The following is an 18,918-nucleotide window of genomic DNA, read 5'->3' as shown; positions in this document are numbered from 1 at the left end:
CAGGTTAAGATCTGTCGCCATATGGGTCGGCAATGCCGATGAGGGCAAGAGCCTTTGTTTCGAGGGCCTCCATTGCCTCGGCATCATCGTCCGAAATCTCGTGATCGTGCCCCGCAAGGTGCAGCAGGCCGTGGATGATGAGGTGGCTGGCATGGTGTTCCACCGGCACGCCTTTCTCCTGCGCCTCACGCGCGCAGGTCTCGAAGGCGAGGGCGAGATCGCCCAGCATTTCGGGCGGGCCGTCCGGTGCGAGGGCCAGCAGGTCGGCGCGTTCGAGCATGGGGAAGGAAAGCACGTTGGTGGGCTTGTCCTTGGCCCGCCATTCGCGGTTCAGGACGTGGACTTCCTCGTCCGATGTGAACAGCAGGCTGGCGAGAAGCCGCGGATTTTCAAGCTCCGGGGCCACTTCCACCAGCGCTTCCAGCGCGGCTTCGGCAAGGTCGGCCCAGTCGGTCGCAGGGGGCCAGGGCGCTTCGATATCGATTTCGAGATCCATCCCTGGCCCCTTGGCGCAAAATGCCGCTCGGCGCTACTCCGGCTTCTGTGCCGACGGATCGACGTAAGGCCCTTCGTAAGCCTCGACGATCCGGCCCACGATCGGGTGGCGCACGACGTCCTGCACGGTGAAGCGCGTCACGTCGATGCCTTCGACGCCTTCAAGCCGGCTCACCGCGTCGGCCAGGCCGCTCATGCGGTCACCGCCGGGGATGTCCACCTGCCGGGGATCGCCGCAGACGACCATGCGGCTGTTCTGGCCGAAGCGGGTGAGGAACATCTTCATCTGCTCGCGCGTGGTGTTCTGCGCTTCGTCGAGAATGACGAAGGCATCGGCCAGTGTGCGGCCGCGCATGAAGGCGATCGGCGCGATCTCGATCTCGCCGCTTGCCAGACGGCGCTCCACCTGTTCGGGCGGCATGCAGTCGTAAAGCGCGTCGTAAAGCGGGCGCAGGTAGGGATCGACCTTGTCCTTCATGTCGCCCGGGAGGAAGCCGAGCTTTTCGCCCGCCTCCACCGCCGGGCGGGAAAGGATCAGCCGCTGGACTGAACCGGTCATCAGCTGCGAGACGGCCTGGGCCACCGCAAGGTAGGTCTTGCCCGTACCTGCCGGGCCGAGCGCGAAGATCACGTCCGACCGGTTGAGCGCGCGCATATATTCGATCTGCATCGCGGAGCGGGGCACGATCGTCTTGCGGCGGGTGCGGATCATGATCGGCGGGGCGCCGGTGTCACCCGAGATGATGCCTTCGAGGGTGGGCTCAGCCGACATCGCGATCAGCGATTCGACCGCGCCCGAATCGAGCGCCTGACCCTGTTCGAGGCGGTGATACATGCCCTTGAGCGTGTCGCGCGCGCGGGCGACGGCATCTTCGGGGCCCTCGATCTGGATCTTGTTGCCGCGCGCGGCAATATAGACGCCGAGCCGGTTTTCGACTTGCACGAGGTTTGAATCGAACTGGCCGAACAAGGCCCCCAGCAAAGTCTGTTCGTCGAACTCGACTTCGACACGCGCCCGGCGGTGTGCTTCGGGCCTGAACTGCGCCGGTTCGCCGGCACGTGCTGCTTTGCGGGCCATGTGCTCCTTTCGAATGAGGATGCTTCGTTCTGTCTCGAAGATGGCTCCGCGCATCGTTTCCTGCAAGGCGCTTCTATTCGAAAATTGCTCGCTTCATGGGGGATAACCTCCCGTTTCGGCGCGCTGCCCGCGATTTGTCGCAGGCTTGCGACACACCTGAAATTTTCCTGCAAACAACATTTTAAGTCCGTTCAGCTTGCGGGGTGCAAACCTGAACTCACAGACCGACCAGGCCCCTTCGGGGATCATGGGTCGCTCGGTTCAAGGAGAAGCATAATGCGCAAGTTCATCATGGCCGCCCTGGCAGCAAGCGTCATCATTCCCGCAGCGGCGGTGCCGACCATGGCTTCGGCGCAGAGCGCCCGCGAAGTCCGCGAAAGCGCCCGCGATGTCCGCCAGAGCGAACGCCGCGTCGATCGCGACGTGCGCCGCGGCGATTACCGCGCGGCCGACAAGTCGCAGCGCCAGCTCAACCGCGACCGCCGCGAACTGCGCGAAGACTGGCGCGACTATCGCCAGGCCCATCGCGGCGATTACCGCCGTCCCGCCTATGTCGGCCCGCGCGGCTATCACTATCGCCCGGTCGCCGTCGGCCACCGCTTCCAGCCGTCCTACTACGGCAGCCGCTACTGGGTGAACGACTATGGCCGCTATCGCCTTCCCGCGCCGCGCGCCGGCCATCGCTGGGTTCGTTACGGCAATGACGTGGCCATGGTGAACATGCGTTCGGGCCGGGTCGTCACCATCCACAATGGTTTCTTCTGGTAAGAATACCGCCGCCGGGCTTGACCCGGGCGGGTCGCGGAGGGCCTCCGGCAAAAGCCGGGGGCCCTTTCCATGCGTGCCGTTCGTGCGCCGTCTGCGACAGGGCGATCTTGCGGCAGGGGTGGGCAAGCGGCTAGCCTTGCGGGCATGAGCAGGAAAACTCCCGCCGCCAGGATTCTGGCGCTCGCCCCCGTCCTGGCCCCCGTTCTGGTCCTTGGCCTCTCGCTGGCGGGCTGCAAGAAGGATGCCGCCCCGCCCGAGGCCACCGCTTCGGCGGAACCGGCGGAGGATGTCACCGCACCCGCAACGATGACGGTGGAGGACTGGATTCGCGCCAATCACAAGGATGCGCTCTCCACCGACCTCGGCAAGTTGCAGTACGCCGCCGCCGAGACCGACCTCGACGGCGACGGCATGCCCGAGGTGCTCGTCTATCTCGGCGGGCCGATGTTCTGCGGCACCGGCGGATGCAATCTCGTGGTGCTGAAGCGCGAGGGCGCCGATCTTCGCAAGGTGAGCGAAACCAGCGTCGTCCAGCTTCCGGTGGGCGTGCTGGAGAGCAAGTCCCACGGTTGGCGCGATCTGGCCGTCACCGTTTCGGGTGGCGGCATGGCGGAAGGTGTCTCGCGGCTGCGCTTCACCGGCAAAAGCTATCCCACCAATGCCAGCGTGGAAGTGAGCGCCGACGCGGAGCCGGTAAGCAAGCCGCTGATCGCGGAAGGCGCGCTCAAGCCGCTCGACTGATAAGCCAGCGGCGGAAGGCGGCGTTGACGGCGTCTGGCTGCTCCATCGGCGCCATGTGCCCGGCTCCCGCGATCACTTCGTAAGTGGCGCCGGGCAGGGCCTGCACCATTTCCTCGGCAAGCCGGGGCGGGGTGAGGGCATCGGCCGCTCCGACCATGACCATGGCGGGCACGGTGACGGTGGCGAGCGTCTCCAGCGAATCGGCGCGGTCGATGATCGCGGCCTGCTGGTCCATGTACGTGCCGAAACCCACGCGCTGGGCCATCTGCACGACCTCCTCGAACAGCGCTTCGGGGCATTCCGGCGCGACGAGCTGGCGCAGCGAACCGCGCAGCACGCTTTCGAAGCCGCGGGTCTGCGCGGTGCGGATCGCGGCGCGGCGCAAGTCCGCCTGTTCCGGGGTGTCCCCCCGCGCATTGGTGTCGACAAGGGCGAGGCGAAGCACCCGCTCGGGCGCGCGGCGCCAGATTTCCATGGCGACATAACCGCCCATCGAGAACCCGGCCACGGCGAACCGTGCCGGTGCCGCTTCAAGCACGCGGCTGGCCATCAGGGCGATCGAATCGTCCTTCAGGGTATCGCCGATGGAGATATCCGCGATCCCCGAAAGGCCCGAGACCTGCGCCTGCCAGACGTGCCGGTCGCAGGACAGGCCGGGGATGAGAACCAGTGCCGCCCGCTGTTCCGCCGCCCGCTCTTCCCTCACGGGTGGCCCGGGCTCAGCAGCCTTGCCGAGATCGCGTTGTAGCCGGCTTCGGTCAGTTCCACCGTCACCAGATCGCCCACCGCGACATCGCCGTCGAAATAGACCGACTGCAGCCATGGCGACTTGCCGAGCCACTGGCCGGGGAACTTGCCCTTGCGTTCCACCAGTACGTCGCAGGTCTTGCCGACCGAGGCCTGGTTGAAGGCGGTCTGGTCCCGGCCCAGCGCGGCCTGAAGGCGCAGGATCCGTTCGGTCATGACTTCGGCGGGAACCTGGCCTGCCATCGTCGCGGCGGGCGTGCCTGCGCGCGGGCTGTACTTGAAGCTGAAGCACTGGGCATAGCCGACCGCATCGACGAGCTTGAGCGTATCCTCGAACTCGGCATCGGTCTCGCCGGGGAAACCGACGATGAAGTCGCCGGAAAGGGCGATGTCCGGCCGCGCCGCACGTACCTTGTCCAGCACTTTGAGATAGCTTTCGGCGGTGTGGCTGCGGTTCATCGCCTTCAGCACCCGGTCGCTCCCCGCCTGTACCGGCAGGTGAAGGTAGGGCATCAGCTTTTCGACTTCCGCGTGGGCCGCGATCAGCCCGTCCACCATGTCGTTGGGATGGCTGGTGGTATAGCGGATGCGGGCGAGATCGGCGATCCCGGCCAGTTCGCGGATCAGCCCGTCAAGGCCGACGCGGCGCCCCCTGGCGTCCTCGCCGGTCCAGGCGTTGACGTTCTGGCCCAGCAGCATGATCTCGCGCGCGCCGGCGTCTACCAGCCGCTTCGCCTCGTCGACCAGATCGGCGTGCGGGCGCGAGACTTCGGCGCCGCGGGTATAGGGAACCACGCAATACGTGCAGAACCGGTCGCAGCCTTCCTGAACGGTGAGGAAGGCGGTGGGGCCCGAGCGCCTGCGTTTCGGCAGGGCGCCGAACTTGGTTTCCGCCGGCATGTCGGTATCGGTGACGCGGCGGCCTTCGCCGGCTTCGCGGATCATGTCGGGCAGGCGGTGATAGGCCTGCGGGCCGACCACCATCTTCACCGCGGGCGCGCGCTTCATGATCTCGTTGCCTTCGGCCTGCGCGACGCAGCCGGCAACGGCGATCAGCGGCGAGGACCCGTCGGCGCGGCGAAGGCGGCCGATATCGGAATAGACCTTCTCCGCCGCCTTTTCGCGGATGTGGCAGGTGTTGAGGACGACGAGGTCGGCATCCTCGCCCTCGGGCGCGGCGGCAATGCCCTGTTCGGCGAGCAGTTCGGCCATGCGTTCGCCGTCATAGACGTTCATCTGGCAGCCGAAGCTCTTGACCCGGTAGGTCCTGGGATTCTGGGTGGAAGGCATGGCCGGGCGAATACACGCCTTCGCGCGGCTTTTGAAGGGGCGCCGCCGCGCGGTCGGAACGGCGCCGACTCAGGCATTTTGCGGTTGCAATATGAACAACTGTTAATGTTGGAGATTAACCGTTGTTCAGGCTGGAAATGAACCGTTGTTCATACTCGAAACCCACGGAATGCGCGGGCCTCCGTTCACCTGAGCAGAAGCACGACCGGCCAGAATCGCGTTGTCGGAAAAGCGCTGCTGGGCTTGGACAATTGCACAATTGTTAACAATCAGGAGAATTCCATGTCGCCGTCACTTTTGAAGCTTGCTCCCGCCGTCGTCGTCATGGTTGGCGCCATGGGTCTGGGCGGCTGCGCCAGCAAAGGCTTCGTTCGCGAACAGATCGCGACCGTGAACCAGCGCATCGACGGGCTCGACTCGCGTCTCCAGCAGACCGACGGCACCGCCAAGCAGGCTCTTGCCGAAGCGCAGGCTGCATCGGGCCAGGCCCAGAACAACGGCCAGCGCATCGACCAGCTCAACGGCCGCGTCGATGGCGTCGAGCAGCAGATGGCCCAGGCCCAGCGCAAGCGCGCCCGCAACTGACGGACCGCCTCTGACGGCACGTCCGGGGTTTCGCCCCGGACACTTGCCGGTTACAGGCTGACTACAAGCGTCGGCGCCGCTCCTGGCGCCGACCGTTCTTCCCGAGTGCCCCGATCGATGATGAAGGTGTTCCTGGCGCTGGCCGGTTTGGCCACGCTGGCCGTTGCCCCGGCCGCGCAGGCGGCGAATGCGCCCGCTTCCGCCACTACTGCCGCGAAGAAGGCCAAGGCGCCTGCCGGGAAGACCGGCACTTCTGCGAAGACCGCCGGGAAGAAGCGGGCGAAAAAGGCTGCCCCCGCACCGAAGCCGCCGATGGCGCGTTCCGAGGATACCGCGCGGGTCGCCGACTGGGTGGCCTCCTCCGGCGACAACCGTTCGCTGCCCTATGTCATCGTCGACAAGAAGTCCGCTGCGGTCTTCCTGTTCAATGCCAAGGGCGAACTGGTTTCCGAAGGGCCTGCGCTGGTGGGCATCGCCCCGGGCGACGACGCCACGCCCGGCGTCGGGGCGAAATCCCTTTCCGAGATCGGGCCTGCCGAGAAGACCACGCCTGCCGGGCGGTTCCTTGCCCGGTTCGGCTGGGCCGCGGGACGCCAGCGGGTGCTGTGGGTGGACTATGCGACCTCGGTGGCGCTTCACACCATTCCGCCCGCCAACAAGGAACACCGCCGCGACCGAATGCTGTCGCCCACGATCGAGGACAACCGGATCACTTTCGGGTGCATCAACGTCCCGGTCGCCTTCTACGGCAAGGTTCGCCCGCTGTTCGAGAAGAAGGGTGGATATGTCTATGTCCTGCCCGATACCAAGCCGATCGAGGAAGTGTTCCCGCGCCTGCGCGTCCAGGCATTCGTGAACGCCGGGGCTTCCTGATCCTGCGCTTTCCGGGGCGGCCGGGGCTCCCGCGAGGCGCTATCGCGTATCGCGGCGCGAGCGTGGCTCCGCAGGATTGACCGGGGTCGGCCCCGATCGGGCGTGCCGCGTAAACTCGGCCGTCCTCGTGCAGCCTGTTTCCCTTTCGCCGCACTTCGGCTATCCGCGCGCGGATGAGCGATAACCAGACCCTTTACGCCGCCTTCGCAGGCCACCTCAACGCCGCGCTCGATGCGCTCGAAGCAGCAGGCACGCTGCCCGGCGGCCTGAAGCGAAGCGCGATCACGGTCGAGCCGCCGCGCGATACTTCGCACGGCGATCTTTCGACCAATGCGGCGATGGTGCTCTCCAAGCCCGCTGGCATGAAGCCGCGCGACCTGGCCGAAGCGCTGGTGGCGGAGCTGTCGAAGCTTGATTCGGTGACTTCGGCGGAGATCGCCGGACCCGGTTTCATCAATCTGCGCCTTTCCGACGCCACCTGGATCGCCGAACTGCGTGCGATTGGCGCAATGGGCGCGGACTATGGCCGCTCGGCCATGGGCGGCGGCGCCACCGTCAACGTGGAATACGTTTCGGCGAACCCCACGGGTCCGATGCACATGGGCCACTGCCGCGGCGCGGTCGTCGGCGATGCACTGGCGACTCTGCTGGAGTTCGCGGGCCACAAGGTCATCAAGGAATACTACGTCAACGATGCCGGCGCGCAGGTGCAGGTGCTCGCCCGCTCGGCGCATGTGCGTTATCGTGAAGCGCTGGGCCATGACGTCGGCGCGATCCCCGAGGGGCTCTATCCGGGCGAATACCTGATCCCGGTCGGCCAGCAGCTTGCCGCCGAATTCGGCGACACTTACGCCGAAGCGCCGGAATCGGAATGGCTTGTGCTGTTCCGCGAGAAGGCCGTTGCCGCCATGCTGGTGATGATCAAGCAGGACCTCGCGCTGCTGGGCATCCATCACGACCTGTTCTCCTCGGAAGCCGAGCTTCAGGCCTCGGGCAAGCCGGACGAGGCCGAGGCATGGCTGCGTTCGAAGGGCCTCGTCTACGACGGCGTTCTCGAAGCGCCCAAGGGCAAGACGCTTGAGGACTGGGAAGCGGTGGAACTGCCGCTGTTCAGGTCCACCCAGTTCGGCGACGATCAGGACCGCCCGATCAAGAAGTCGGACGGCACCTGGACCTACTTCGGCGCTGACCTCGCCTACCACTTCCAGAAGGCCCAGAGCGCCGACGCGCTGGTGGACATCTGGGGTGCGGACCACGCGGGCACCGTCAAGCGCATCAAGGCCGCCGTGGCTGCCATGACCGGCGCCGATGGCGAGCCCACGCCGTTCGAGATCAAGCTGGTGCAGATGGTCCAGCTCCTGCGCGACGGCGAGCCGGTGAAGATGTCCAAGCGTTCGGGCAACTTCGTCACGCTGGCCGAAGTCGTCACCGAAGTGGGCAAGGACGTCGTGCGCTTCACCATGCTGACCCGCAAGCCGGAAGCGCAGATGGACTTCGACTTCGCCAAGGTGGTCGAAGCCTCGAAGGACAACCCGGTGTTCTACGTGCAGTACGCCAATGCCCGCGTCCACTCGACCCTGCGCAAGGGTGAGGCCGAGGGCGGATTCAAGCCTTCGTCCGAGCACCTCGAACTGCTGGGCGCGGAAGAACTGGAGCTGGTCAAGCTGGCCGCGCAGTTCCCGCGCATCGTCGAAGCCGCCGCTGCCGCGCGCGAACCGCACCGCATCGCCTTCTTCCTCGGCGACGTCGCGGCCGCGTTCCACGGCTACTGGAATCTCGGCAACGACCGCGTCGAAAAGCGCTTTGTTAACGCCGCCGACGGTAATCTTACCAGCGCCCGGCTTTTCCTGGCGGCGCAGATCGGGCAGCTTGTCCGCAATGGTCTCGCGCTGCTGGGCGTCGAGGCAGTGGAGGAAATGTAAGCCATGGCGAACTGGGGCCAGAATCAGGAAGGCGGAGAGGATCGCAGGGGCACGTTTCACGACGACCTGAACGCGAACCGCTCCGGCAGCATCTCGGGCTACGACGAACCCGGCCAGATGGAATCCGGCAGGCTGGAACCCGGTAAGCTGGAACTGGGCGACGAGGATGTCCGCCTGCCCTGGCTCGAAGGCGAGGATGAGGAATTCGAAGACCAGCAGGGTGGCGGCTCAGGCCAGACCCTGCTGCTCGTCGCACTGGCGGTCGTCGCCATTCTCGTCATCGTCGGCGGTATCTGGTGGGCTACGCGCCAGAGTTCGGAGCAGCCGCTGGTCGCCAGCGGCGGCGTGATCGAAGCGCCCAAGACCCCTTACAAGACCCGGCCGGAAAATCCCGGCGGAGACGTCGTGGCCGGCACCGGGGATACGAGCTACGCCGTCGCCGAAGGCCAGAGCCGCATCCCGCAGATCGGCCAGGGCGATACGCCGGGTCCGGGCTTCGACGGTCAGCCCGCCCCGCAGCCTTCGCCCGCCGCGAAGCCCGACGCCAAGCCTTCGCCGGCTGCCAGCGCCGCGGCGAAGCCGGAACCGGTCGTGAGCGGTGTCGGCGTGCAGGTCGGCGCCTATACCTCCAAGCCCACCGCCGAAGCCGGCTGGAATGCGCTCAAGGTGCAATATCCCTCGCTCTCCGGCGTCAGCCACCGCATCGTCGAAGGGCAGGCGGACATCGGCAAGGTCTACCGTCTTCAGGCCGTACCGGGTGATCTCGCGGCAGCGCGGGCGCTGTGCAGCGGCATGAAATCGGCCGGGCTGAGCTGCCAGGTGAAGCAGTAAGGCAGGGGAAAGCAGGGAGCTCCCGGCTTTCCGGGCTCCCCCGTCCCCCATGGCGGGGCGCCGGGGAGGGGGTTCTCCCTGTCCTGTCCACACTTCCCGAAGCCCGAATTCTTGCGAAAATCGCAGAATCCTGCGACCAAGCGCGCTTATGACACCCGCCATCTTTGGCCTTTCCGGGCTGACCCTCAGCGCCGACGAGCGCGCGTTCTTTCGCGATGCCGACCCCGCCGGCTACATCCTGTTCGGCCGCAACGTGCAGGACCGCGAGCAGCTTCGCGCGCTTACCGATGAATTGCGGACCATCCACGGGCGTGATCGGCTTTACATCACCATCGACCAGGAAGGCGGCCGCGTCGCGCGGATGAAGCCGCCGGTATGGTGCGCCTATCCGCCGGGCGAGGTGTTCGACAGGCTTTACGACCTCGCCCCCGCCAGTGCGATCGAGGCGGCGCGGGACAATGCCGAAGCGCTGGGGCTCGACCTTGCGGAAGTGGGCGTCACCGCTGATTGCCATCCGCCGCTCGACGTGCGCCATCCCGGTGCGCACGACATCGTGGGAGACCGCTCCTTCGGCGCCGACCCGATGCGCGTCGCCGCGCTCGGTCGCGCCACGCTCCAGGGCCTTGCCCGCGCCGGGATCGTCGGCTGCGTCAAGCATATCCCCGGCCACGGCCGCGCCATGGCGGACAGTCACAAGGAACTGCCGACCGTCGAAGCCGGCGAAGAGGAACTGGAACGCGATATTGCGCCGTTCCGCACGCTGAAGGACGCCGCCTTCGGAATGACCGCGCATGTGCGCTACACGGCGTGGGATGCGGGAAATCCGGCGACATTGTCTCCCGTGGTGATCCGGGAGATCATTCGCGGGCGCATCGGCTTCACCGGCCTGCTGATGAGCGACGACCTCGACATGCAGGCGCTGTCCGGCAGCGTGCCCGAACTGGCCGAGCGCGCGATCGCCGCGGGCTGCGACCTGGCACTCAACTGCTGGGCGAAGATGGAGGACATGGTCGGCATCGCCAATCGCGTGCCGGCCATGCCGGCGCAGGCGGCAGAGCGGATGGAGCGTGCGCTGGCCTCGGTCGCCGGTGCGACGCCGACGGGCACTCACGCCAAACTTCTCGCCCGGCGCGATGCCTTGCTGGCGCAGGCGGCCTAAGCATGGACGCGCCTTCGCAGCTTTCCCTCGACGTTTCCGGTGCCGATGCCGGTTGGGATGGAGAGGAACGGGCCGAAGCCCGCAAGGAAGCGCTCTATCTGGAGATCGACGGCTGGGAAGGGCCGCTCGACCTGCTGCTCGACCTTGCGCGGCGGCAGAAGGTGGACTTGCGCCGTATCTCGATCCTCGAACTGGTCGCGGCCTACCTCGATTATATCGAGCAGGCCGAAGCGCTGCGGCTGGAACTGGCGGCGGACTATCTGGTGATGGCGGCCTGGCTCGCCTACCTCAAGTCCGCGCTGCTGCTCCCCAAAGAGGAGCAGGCCGATCCGGGGCCGGAAGAACTGGCCTTGCGCCTGCAGCTGCGCCTGCAACGCCTGGGTGCGATGCGCGAGGCGGCAGCACGCCTGATGGGGCGCGATCGCCTTGGCCGCGATGTCTTCGTGCGCGGCGCGCCGGAAGGTCTCAGGGTGGAGCGCAAGTCGGCCTGGCAGTGCTCTTGGTACGACCTCGTGCGCGCTTATGGCGATGTGAAGGTGCGCAGCCAGCCGGTGGTCCACATGGTTCGCGAACGCATGGTCATGACGCTGGACAGCGCGATTGCCCGCGTATCCTCGATGCTGGGCGTCTCGCTGGACTGGATGGACCTGCGCGATTTCCTTCCCCCTGCGAGCGAAAGCTGGGCCAACCCGCAACTGCGCCGCTCCGCACTGGCCTCCAGCTTCGTCGCCGCGCTCGAACTGGCGCGTACCGGCAGGGCCGAGATCGCGCAGGAACGGACCTTCGGGCCGCTTCGCCTCAAGGCCTGCAAGTAAGATGACACAATCCATGGATGACCTACTCCGCGCGGTGGAGGCGACGCTGTTCGCCGCCGAGCAGCCGCTGACGGTCGAGCAGATATCGAACCACCTCGGACAGGCGGAGGTCCGCTCCGCGCTCGTCCAGCTTCAGGCGCATTACCAGGGGCGCGGCGTGCTCCTGGTGGAACGCGGCAAGCGCTGGCATTTCGAGACCGCGCCCGATCTTGCCCATCTGCTGCGCCGCGAGAAGGAGGACGTGCGCCGCCTTTCCCGCGCCGCCACCGAGGTGCTGGCGATCGTCGCCTATCACGAGCCGGTCAGCCGCGCCGAGATCGAGGCGATTCGCGGCGTGCAGACGGCCAAGGGCACGCTCGACGTGCTGATGGAGGCGGGCTGGGTGCGCGTTGCCGGCCGCCGCGAGGTGCCGGGGCGTCCGGTGATCTACGCGACGACGCCGGATTTCCTGGCGCATTTCGGGCTCGGCTCCTTGCGGGAACTGCCGGGGCTGGAGGAACTGCGCGCGGCGGGCCTGCTCGATCCTGTGGATGACGAGATGATCGAAACCGCGCTGCGCCCCGGCAAGGTGCCCGGCGAGGACGAGGAAGCGGCGGCCGATGCCGCAGAGGACGGCGACGACGCGGACCTCTCCCCGGAAGATGACCGCTGAGCGACTGCACTTGGTCAGATCAATGACGGACTGGCAAGTTCGCGCCAAAGTGCCTAGATGGACCCTATGCGATCGGAATCGGTCGCACGGTTTTTGGAGTTGAGGTTATGGGTAGCTTCTCGATCTGGCACTGGATGATCGTCCTGGTGATCGTGCTCGTGCTGTTCGGACGCGGCCGCGTGTCGGAAATCATGGGTGACTTCGGCAAGGGCATCAAGAGCTTCAAGCAGGGCATGAACGAGGAAGAGGCGAGCAAGACGCCGTCCGCTCCGGCCCCGCAGATCACGGCTCAGCAGCCCGACGCTCCGGTTGCTCCGGCGAATGCCGAGAACAAGACCGAGCAGTCTTAAGAACGCGCCGGACCCGCTCTCGCGATGTTCGACGTAGGTGCTTCAGAGCTGCTTCTGATCGTCATCGTGGCGGTCGTTGTCATCGGGCCGAAGGACATGCCCCTGGCAATGCGCACGGCTGGCCGCTGGATCGGCAAGATGCGCAAGATTTCCGGCCACTTCCGTGCAGGCATCGACGCAATGGTGCGTGAGGCCGAACTGGAGGACATGGAACGCAAGTGGCGTGAACAGAACGAAGCCATCATGAAGGCGAATCCGGTCCTGCCGGATATCAACGACATGCAGGCTCCCACTGCTTCGCCTTCGATCCCGCAGCTTGCCGAAGACAAGCCGGTTGCGGATGGCCCGGTTACGGACGCGGGGGCCGACAAGGGCGACCCCGCCAAGCCCGAAATCGTCTCTTCCAGCGGGAAGGCCGAATTCCACCTCCCGCCGCCGCCCCCCTGATAGAAGCGCGCCATGCAGCCATTCCGCATTTCCGATATCGACGATTCGCAGGCTCCGCTGCTCGATCACCTGATCGAACTGCGGGCCCGTCTGCTGCGGGCTTTCCTCGCCTTTGCGGTAGCGTTCGGCATCTGCTTCTACTTTTCCGGCGACATCTTCTCGTTCCTCGTCCGGCCGTTGACCGAAGCGTTCCCGCCGGGGCAGGGCAAGCTGATCTACACCAAGCTCTACGAAGCCTTCTTCGTCGAGGTGAAGATCGCGCTGTTCGCGGCCTTCTTCGTCAGTTTCCCGGTCATCGCCAACCAGATCTGGGCTTTCGTGGCGCCCGGCCTCTACGCCAAGGAAAAGAAGGCGTTCCTGCCGTTCCTGGTGGCAACGCCGATCCTCTTCACGATGGGCGCGGCGCTGGCCTACTACGTAGTCATGCCCACCGCGTTCCACTTCTTCCTCGGTTTCGAGGGGCAGAAGGGCGGCCTCAAGCTGGAAGCGCTGCCCGGTACCGGCGATTATCTCGCGCTCGTCATGCAGTTCATCCTCGCCTTCGGCATCAGTTTCCTGCTGCCGGTGCTGCTGATGCTGCTTAACCGCGCCGGGATCATCACCCGCGCGCAGTGTGTCAGTGCGCGTCGCTATGCCGTTGTCGCCATCTTCATCATCGCAGCCGTGGCGACCCCGCCGGACGTCGTTTCGCAGCTCCTGCTCGCGGTGCCGCTGCTGGCGCTCTACGAAGGCACGCTGCTGTTCATGTGGTTCACCGAAAAGCGCGATGCGCGCGAAAAGACCCCGGAAGAGGCAGAAGCCCCTGCCGAGAGCGGCACGCCGGTCGCCTGAACCTCCGGCAATATCCTGAACGCCTGAGGCAAGGGGATCTGGCTCCCCTTGCCGGGCTACGCGGCGGGGTTCACTTTCCCGCCTCGTCCTTGGCCGGGATCACGCGGTCCTTGGACGCCGACCATGCCAATTGACCGCCGATCCACGTTTCAAGCACGCGGGTAGCGCGAAGCTTCTCGGGCGTGGCCAGCATCGGGTCGGCATCGACGAACAGAAAATCGGCCCGATATCCCTTGGCGATGCGACCCAGGCGATCCTCCGCGAACATCGCGTAGGCTGCCCCGGTTGTATAGGCATTGAGCGCGGCTTCGCGGCTGAGCGCTTCCTGCGGCTGCCAGCCGTTGAAGGGCTGCCCGTCTGCCCCCTGGCGGGTGATGGCAACGGCAAGGCCGACGAAAGGCTGCGAAGGCTCCACCGGCGTGTCGGAACCGAAGGCCAGCGTTGCCCCCGCTGCCGCGATCGATTTCCACGCATAGGCGCCGGCAAGGCGGTCAGGCCCGAGCCGGGCTTCCGCCATCGTGCGGTCCGAAGCTTCATGCTGGGGTTGCATGGAAGCTATCGTGCCGAATTTTCCGAAGCGGGCGATATCCGCAGGGTCCACGATCTGGGCATGTTCGATGCGCCAGCGCCGGTCGCCCTTGTAGGTCGCCGACAAGTCCTGGATCGAATCGAGCACGGTGGCGTTGGCCTGGTCGCCGATGGCGTGAACGGCGACCTGGAAGTGGTCCATCGCCGCGCGGCTCATGAGATTGCCGAGCTGGGTCTCGTTCAGGCGCGGAAGGCCCTTGTTGTTCGGCGCATCGGCGTAGGGCCGCTTGAGCCAGGCCCCTCGCGAACCCAGCGCACCGTCGAGGTAGAGCTTCACCCCGTTCATCTTCAGCCGGTCTTCATAGAGCCACGGCGTGGGGCGGGGGCCGCCGATCAGCGCCATGTTGTCGATGCCGTCGGCATAGCTGACGATGCGGATGCGCAGGTGCCCCGAATCGGCGGCACGGCGCATGGCCTGCCAGTCCTCGATCGAAGTGCCCATGTCCGCGATCGCGGTGACTCCCTGGGCGAGCAGAGCAAGCTGCGCTTCGCCAAGGGCGGTGTCGCGGTCCTCGGGGCGGGGCTTGGGCAGCTTCGTCTCGATCAGCGGCATGGCGCCGTCCACGAAGACGCCGGAGGGCTGCTTGCCCCCGGTGATGCGCAGGATTTCGCCGCCGGGCGGGGTGGCTGTCGTCGCGGTGATGCCGGCGGCCGAGATGGCGGCACCGTTGGCCCAGCCGGCATGGCCGTCCACGCGGGTCAGCCAGGCGGGCCTGCCGCCCGTCACCCGGTCGAGTTCGGCGGCGGTGGGCATGCGGTCCAGGCCCCATTGTACCTGGTTCCACCCGCTGCCGAGGATCCACGGCGCGTCCGGGTGCGCCGCAGCCCAGGCGGCGACGCGGGAAAGCGCCTCGTCGAGCGATTTCGTGGCCGAGAGGTCCAGCGTCATCTTCGCGAAGCCGGTGCCCATGACATGGCCGTGCGCATCTATCATGCCGGGCACGATCACGCGGCCCTTACCGTCCACCTGATAGTCGACCTTCTTGGGCCGCTTGTCGCCATGGCGGTAGACTTCGGCGATGCGGCCGTCATTGGCGATCAGGAAGCCTTCGAAGCGCTCCACGCCGCCCTTGCCGTCGGGCGTGACGCCATCGACGTTATCGACGAGAACGTCGGCATGGGCTTTCGAGGCCAGCACCGGGGATGCGGCGATGGCCGTGGAGGCGAGCAGCAGCGCGAAGGCTGCGCCGTTCCGTGAATTCACTTGCTGCCCTTCTTCGGGAGGCGCTTGATGATGGCGCTGGTATCGAGACGGCCGCCGCCCTGTGCCTGGATGTCGGCGAAGAACTGGTCGATCAGCGCGGCAACGGGAAGCGAGACGCCGAGCCCGCGTCCCTCATCAAGGCTGAGGCCGAGATCCTTGCGCATCCAGTCGATCGCGAAGCCGAAATCGAAATCGTCGGCGTTCATCGAGTGCCAGCGATTGTCCATCTGCCAGGACTGCGCCGCGCCGCCGGAAATCGCCTCGTAGACCTTGTCCATGTCGAGATGGGAGGCCTGTGCGAAGCGCACGGCTTCGGCCAGCGCGGCGACATTGCCGGCGATGCAGATCTGGTTGGCCATCTTGGCGATCTGGCCGGAGCCCGCCTTGCCGACGTGGACGATGCGGCTGGAATAGGCCTCCATCACCGGATGCGCGGCTTCGACGGCTTCATCGCGGCCGCCGCACATCAGGGTGAGCGTGCCCTTTTCGGCGCCGATCTGCGATCCGGTCATCGGTGCGTCCACGCAATGGATGCGCAGGTCCCGCGCCTCGACCGAGATCTGGCGGGCGATGCGTGCCGAGACGGTGGTGTGATCGATGAACACGCCGCCTTTCTTGAGCATGCGGAACACGCCGTTCGGGCCGAGCACGACTTCCGAGAGATCGTCGTCGTTGCCCACGCAGGTTATCACCACGTCGGCGTCCTGCGCCGCATGGGCAGGGTTGGCGGCAATGCGATGGGCAAGGCCCGGATTGTCTTCGGACCACTTGCGCGCCCGCTCGGGCGAGCGGTTGAAGATGGTGAGTTCGTGTCCGGCCAGCGCGATATGCCGCGCGATCGCGCCGCCCATCACACCCAGCCCGATGAAGGAAACCTTGCGTTTTTCGCTCATGGCAAGGGTTCTAGCGGTTTTTGCACGAAAGCAAACCGCAAGCGGGATCGAATCTGTTCGTTCCGGGGTGGAACATGCGCCTGCACGGCGTCAACGGCGAGCGGCGTTGCGATCTGGGCATGTCTTCGGTAGCGGCATTCCGGACAATAATATTACCCGGTTGATCGCGGCCGGGAATTTTTCCGAACGCTTTGCTTTCCATTTGTCCCGCTTTCCGTTAGGCGCGGCGCCATGGAACAGCCATTGCTCAAGATCGCCGCGGAGCCTCAAGAGGCCCTGCTGACTGCCGAAGACATTCGTGCGGCGGCCGAGCGCATTATCGGCAAGGTCGTCCACACGCCGACGCTCTATTCGAAGACGCTCAGCGCGATCACCGGCGCCGATATCTGGCTCAAGTTCGAAAACCTCCAGTTCACCGCCGCCTACAAGGAACGCGGCGCGCTCAATGCCCTTCTTCTGCTTGACGACGAGCGCAAATCGCGAGGCGTGATCGCGGCCTCGGCTGGCAACCATGCGCAGGGCCTGTCCTATCACGGCACCCGGCTCGGCGTGCCGGTTACCATCGTGATGCCGCGCACCACCCCCACCGTGAAAGTCATGCAGACCGAGAGCGTGGGCGGGAAAGTGGTCCTGGAGGGTGAGAGCTTCGATGAGGCTTATGCCCATGCCCGCAAGCTGGAAACCGAACTCGGCCTGACCTTCATCCACCCCTTCGATCATCCGCACGTCGCCGCAGGGCAGGGCACCGTCGCGCTTGAAATGCTGGAGGACGTACCGGAAATCGATACGCTGGTGCTGCCGATCGGCGGCGGCGGCCTTGCCACCGGGATGGGTACGGCCGCCCGCGCGATCAAGCCGGATATCCGCCTCGTCGGTGTCGAGGCGCAGCTCTATCCCTCGATGTACAACCTGCTCAAGGGCACCAGCCTGCCGATCGGCGGCGATACGCTGGCGGAAGGTATCGCGGTCTTCGCGCCCGGCCAGTTCACCTCGTCGGTGCTGCGCGAACTGCTCGACGAGTTCCTGCTGGTAAGCGAATCAGGCATCGAGAGCGCGCTGGCGCTCCTGCTCCAGATCGAGAAGACGCTGGTGGAAGGCGCCGGCGCCACCGGGCTCGCGGCGGTCATGGCCAACCGCGAACTGTTCGCGGGCCGCAAGGTGGGCATCGTCCTGTCGGGCGGCAACATCGATACCCGTCTGCTGGCGAACGTGCTGCTGCGCGACCTTGCCCGCTCCGGCCGGCTTGCGCGCCTGCGGATCGGCCTTCAGGACCGTGCCGGCGCGCTGTTCAAGGTCGCCAAGGTGTTCCACGAGCATAATGTCAACATCATCGAGGTGTTCCACCAGCGCATCTTCACGCACCTGCCCGCCAAGGGCCTGGTGACCGAGATCGAGTGCGAGGCGCGCGACAAGGCCCAGCTCGACGCGCTCGTCGCGGGGCTGCGGCGTGAAGGCTACGAAGTGAAGCAGGTCGAGACCGAGTAGTTATCGGCCCGAACGGCATTCATCCGGATCAACGCAAAAGGCGGCGGAGGGGCATTCCCTCCGCCGCCTTTTGCTTTTTTCGGACAAGCGGCAGTGTTAACTGTGTGGGCCATATCTGCTAACGGTCACAGGCTGGAAAGAACCGATCCGGGACAACCTGACGAAAACGGAACCCACTTGGTCACGATTCAGGCGAGGCTGAACCGGATTCGTGGTTAAAACGCTTTCAACAGCCCCATCGGCTATGCATATTCAGGGCTAACGCGGAGAATCCCCCGGGAGGGGCGGCTTTCCATCAGTCTAGAGGATAACCTTCGTCCGTGACGGCACCCGTTCGTTTTCCCCGGTTCTTCGTGACCAGCCCGGCCCCGTGCCCCTATCTGCCGGGCCGCAGCGAACGGAAAGTGTTCACCGAACTCAAGGGCCCTCACGCCGATTCGCTGAACGACGCGCTGGGCCGCATCGGCTTCCGCCGCAGCCAGACGGTGGCCTATCGCCCGTCCTGCCTCGATTGCAACGCTTGCGTCTCGGTGCGGGTGGTCGCGGATGAATTCGTCGCCTCCAGCACCCAGAAGCGCCTGATGAAGCGCAACGGCGATCTGGTCGCCACGGTCTGCCGGCCATGGTCCACCAGCGAACAGTTCGAACTGCTCCAGAGCTATCTCTCGGTGCGCCATCCCGAAGGCGGGATGACCTCGATGGACGAAGTGGACTTTGCGGACATGGTCGAACATACCCCCGTCACCAGCTACGTCATCGAGTATCGCGAACCTTCGGTGGACGGCGTTACGCCGGGTCGTCTCGTCGGCGCCTGCCTGACCGACCGCCAGTGCGACGGTCTGTCGATGATTTACAGCTTCTACGATCCCCATCACGAAGCGCGGCAGGGGCTGGGGACCTACATCATCCTCGATCATATCCAGCGTGCCACCGAGATGGGGCTATCCTACGTCTACCTTGGTTACTGGGTCGAAGGCTCGCCGCGGATGCAGTACAAGGTGCGCTTCCGCCCCATGGAAAAGCTCGGCCGCACCGGATGGGAGCGTCTCGCCGCCGAGGATCAGGAACGCCTGATCGCCGCCGCCGTGGCCAATCCCCGCAGCCGTGCCGACGTGGGCGAAGGTGTGCGCAAGGACGGCGTGCCCTCCATCGCCCAGTAAGCGC

General features: G+C 66.0%; 20 protein-coding genes. 14 read left to right on the top strand and 6 right to left on the bottom strand.

The features are described from left to right. Window positions 1–4: 4 nt before the first annotated feature. Both ybeY and ACXJ16_RS11475 read right to left on the bottom strand, forming a co-directional pair. Complete coding sequence (gene ybeY, locus ACXJ16_RS11480) at window positions 5–496, bottom strand: rRNA maturation RNase YbeY (protein ID WP_132469860.1); 492 nt, start codon at window positions 494–496, stop codon at window positions 5–7. Between the two features lie 33 nt (window positions 497–529). Beyond that, complete coding sequence (locus ACXJ16_RS11475; RefSeq protein WP_054437017.1) at window positions 530–1,573, bottom strand: PhoH family protein; 1,044 nt, start codon at window positions 1,571–1,573, stop codon at window positions 530–532. Window positions 1,574–1,849: 276 nt separating this feature from the next. Between ACXJ16_RS11475 and ACXJ16_RS11470 the strand changes: the two genes are divergently transcribed. Continuing rightward, window positions 1,850–2,341, top strand: a complete 492-nt coding sequence (locus ACXJ16_RS11470; protein ID WP_054436949.1) for an RcnB family protein — start codon at window positions 1,850–1,852, stop codon at window positions 2,339–2,341. Window positions 2,342–2,485: 144 nt separating this feature from the next. Continuing rightward, window positions 2,486–3,082 (top strand): COG3650 family protein, encoded by a 597-nt coding sequence (locus tag ACXJ16_RS11465; RefSeq protein WP_054436952.1) that lies wholly within the window; start codon window positions 2,486–2,488, stop codon window positions 3,080–3,082. On the opposite strand, the gene ACXJ16_RS11460 is transcribed toward ACXJ16_RS11465, so the two are convergent. Further along, window positions 3,066–3,788, bottom strand: coding sequence for an alpha/beta fold hydrolase (locus ACXJ16_RS11460; RefSeq protein ID WP_324697874.1), 723 nt, complete (start codon window positions 3,786–3,788; stop codon window positions 3,066–3,068). The two genes, ACXJ16_RS11465 and ACXJ16_RS11460, sit on opposite strands and share 17 nt — an antisense overlap. Further along, window positions 3,785–5,119: a tRNA (N6-isopentenyl adenosine(37)-C2)-methylthiotransferase MiaB gene (gene miaB / locus ACXJ16_RS11455; RefSeq protein ID WP_463920702.1), complete on the bottom strand. Its 1,335-nt coding sequence runs from the start codon at window positions 5,117–5,119 to the stop codon at window positions 3,785–3,787. Before miaB ends, ACXJ16_RS11460 begins: the two co-directional genes overlap by 4 nt. A 282-nt stretch (window positions 5,120–5,401) precedes the next feature. On the opposite strand from miaB, the gene ACXJ16_RS11450 reads away from it, so the two are divergent. From ACXJ16_RS11450 to tatC, 10 genes are all read left to right on the top strand, one after another. Beyond that, on the top strand, window positions 5,402–5,704 hold the full coding sequence (locus ACXJ16_RS11450; RefSeq protein WP_054436956.1) for a hypothetical protein: 303 nt from the start codon (window positions 5,402–5,404) through the stop codon (window positions 5,702–5,704). A 117-nt stretch (window positions 5,705–5,821) separates the two neighbouring features. Then, window positions 5,822–6,577 (top strand): hypothetical protein, encoded by a 756-nt coding sequence (locus ACXJ16_RS11445; RefSeq protein ID WP_054436958.1) that lies wholly within the window; start codon window positions 5,822–5,824, stop codon window positions 6,575–6,577. A gap of 173 nt (window positions 6,578–6,750) precedes the next feature. Beyond that, window positions 6,751–8,499 (top strand): arginine--tRNA ligase, encoded by a 1,749-nt coding sequence (argS, locus tag ACXJ16_RS11440; protein ID WP_454796564.1) that lies wholly within the window; start codon window positions 6,751–6,753, stop codon window positions 8,497–8,499. A 3-nt stretch (window positions 8,500–8,502) separates the two neighbouring features. Next, window positions 8,503–9,330, top strand: a complete 828-nt coding sequence (locus ACXJ16_RS11435) for an SPOR domain-containing protein (RefSeq protein WP_463920701.1) — start codon at window positions 8,503–8,505, stop codon at window positions 9,328–9,330. Between the two features lie 148 nt (window positions 9,331–9,478). Next, the gene (gene nagZ / locus ACXJ16_RS11430) at window positions 9,479–10,489 is read left to right on the top strand and encodes a beta-N-acetylhexosaminidase (RefSeq protein ID WP_463920700.1); all 1,011 of its coding nucleotides are present in this window, start codon (window positions 9,479–9,481) and stop codon (window positions 10,487–10,489) included. A 2-nt stretch (window positions 10,490–10,491) separates the two neighbouring features. After that, window positions 10,492–11,304, top strand: a complete 813-nt coding sequence (locus ACXJ16_RS11425) for a segregation and condensation protein A (protein ID WP_463920699.1) — start codon at window positions 10,492–10,494, stop codon at window positions 11,302–11,304. Between the two features lies 1 nt (window position 11,305). Then, the gene (gene scpB, locus ACXJ16_RS11420; protein ID WP_185998137.1) at window positions 11,306–11,956 is read left to right on the top strand and encodes an SMC-Scp complex subunit ScpB; all 651 of its coding nucleotides are present in this window, start codon (window positions 11,306–11,308) and stop codon (window positions 11,954–11,956) included. Between the two features lie 107 nt (window positions 11,957–12,063). Continuing rightward, window positions 12,064–12,306 (top strand): twin-arginine translocase TatA/TatE family subunit, encoded by a 243-nt coding sequence (locus ACXJ16_RS11415; RefSeq protein ID WP_054436967.1) that lies wholly within the window; start codon window positions 12,064–12,066, stop codon window positions 12,304–12,306. Window positions 12,307–12,330: 24 nt separating this feature from the next. After that, a complete protein-coding gene (tatB, locus tag ACXJ16_RS11410) occupies window positions 12,331–12,753 on the top strand; it encodes a Sec-independent protein translocase protein TatB (protein WP_463920698.1) in 423 nt (140 codons plus the stop codon). A 12-nt stretch (window positions 12,754–12,765) separates the two neighbouring features. Beyond that, a complete protein-coding gene (gene tatC / locus ACXJ16_RS11405; protein ID WP_054436971.1) occupies window positions 12,766–13,584 on the top strand; it encodes a twin-arginine translocase subunit TatC in 819 nt (272 codons plus the stop codon). A gap of 70 nt (window positions 13,585–13,654) precedes the next feature. Here tatC and ACXJ16_RS11400 read toward each other — a convergent pair whose 3' ends face one another. Beyond that, window positions 13,655–15,346 (bottom strand): amidohydrolase, encoded by a 1,692-nt coding sequence (locus ACXJ16_RS11400; RefSeq protein ID WP_420719873.1) that lies wholly within the window; start codon window positions 15,344–15,346, stop codon window positions 13,655–13,657. Between the two features lie 26 nt (window positions 15,347–15,372). After that, complete coding sequence (locus tag ACXJ16_RS11395; RefSeq protein WP_054436973.1) at window positions 15,373–16,269, bottom strand: NAD(P)-dependent oxidoreductase; 897 nt, start codon at window positions 16,267–16,269, stop codon at window positions 15,373–15,375. A gap of 231 nt (window positions 16,270–16,500) precedes the next feature. Here ACXJ16_RS11395 and ACXJ16_RS11390 point away from each other — a divergent pair, with 231 nt between their 5' ends. Further along, window positions 16,501–17,754: a threonine ammonia-lyase gene (locus ACXJ16_RS11390; RefSeq protein WP_132469862.1), complete on the top strand. Its 1,254-nt coding sequence runs from the start codon at window positions 16,501–16,503 to the stop codon at window positions 17,752–17,754. A gap of 320 nt (window positions 17,755–18,074) precedes the next feature. Further along, a complete protein-coding gene (locus tag ACXJ16_RS11385; protein ID WP_185998134.1) occupies window positions 18,075–18,914 on the top strand; it encodes an arginyltransferase in 840 nt (279 codons plus the stop codon). The last annotated feature ends 4 nt before the right edge of the window (window positions 18,915–18,918 follow it).

It is taken from the genome of Novosphingobium sp. TK71, from assembly GCF_055361505.1.
The sequence above is the reverse complement of the archived record's forward strand: the minus strand, read 5'-3'. Positions and strand labels throughout refer to the sequence as shown.

Bases quoted from the DNA above. Each gene is read 5' to 3' on its own strand.
- ybeY (WP_132469860.1), bottom strand. From the start codon at position 496: ATGGATCTCGAAATCGATATCGAAGCGCCCTGGCCCCCTGCGACCGAC.
- ACXJ16_RS11475 (WP_054437017.1), bottom strand. From the start codon at position 1,573: ATGGCCCGCAAAGCAGCACGTGCCGGCGAACCGGCGCAGTTCAGGCCC.
- ACXJ16_RS11470 (WP_054436949.1), top strand. From the start codon at position 1,850: ATGCGCAAGTTCATCATGGCCGCCCTGGCAGCAAGCGTCATCATTCCC.
- ACXJ16_RS11465 (WP_054436952.1), top strand. From the start codon at position 2,486: ATGAGCAGGAAAACTCCCGCCGCCAGGATTCTGGCGCTCGCCCCCGTC.
- miaB (WP_463920702.1), bottom strand. From the start codon at position 5,119: ATGCCTTCCACCCAGAATCCCAGGACCTACCGGGTCAAGAGCTTCGGC.
- ACXJ16_RS11450 (WP_054436956.1), top strand. From the start codon at position 5,402: ATGTCGCCGTCACTTTTGAAGCTTGCTCCCGCCGTCGTCGTCATGGTT.
- ACXJ16_RS11445 (WP_054436958.1), top strand. From the start codon at position 5,822: ATGATGAAGGTGTTCCTGGCGCTGGCCGGTTTGGCCACGCTGGCCGTT.
- argS (WP_454796564.1), top strand. From the start codon at position 6,751: ATGAGCGATAACCAGACCCTTTACGCCGCCTTCGCAGGCCACCTCAAC.
- ACXJ16_RS11435 (WP_463920701.1), top strand. From the start codon at position 8,503: ATGGCGAACTGGGGCCAGAATCAGGAAGGCGGAGAGGATCGCAGGGGC.
- nagZ (WP_463920700.1), top strand. From the start codon at position 9,479: ATGACACCCGCCATCTTTGGCCTTTCCGGGCTGACCCTCAGCGCCGAC.
- ACXJ16_RS11425 (WP_463920699.1), top strand. From the start codon at position 10,492: ATGGACGCGCCTTCGCAGCTTTCCCTCGACGTTTCCGGTGCCGATGCC.
- scpB (WP_185998137.1), top strand. From the start codon at position 11,306: ATGACACAATCCATGGATGACCTACTCCGCGCGGTGGAGGCGACGCTG.
- ACXJ16_RS11415 (WP_054436967.1), top strand. From the start codon at position 12,064: ATGGGTAGCTTCTCGATCTGGCACTGGATGATCGTCCTGGTGATCGTG.
- tatB (WP_463920698.1), top strand. From the start codon at position 12,331: ATGTTCGACGTAGGTGCTTCAGAGCTGCTTCTGATCGTCATCGTGGCG.
- tatC (WP_054436971.1), top strand. From the start codon at position 12,766: ATGCAGCCATTCCGCATTTCCGATATCGACGATTCGCAGGCTCCGCTG.
- ACXJ16_RS11395 (WP_054436973.1), bottom strand. From the start codon at position 16,269: ATGAGCGAAAAACGCAAGGTTTCCTTCATCGGGCTGGGTGTGATGGGC.
- ACXJ16_RS11390 (WP_132469862.1), top strand. From the start codon at position 16,501: ATGGAACAGCCATTGCTCAAGATCGCCGCGGAGCCTCAAGAGGCCCTG.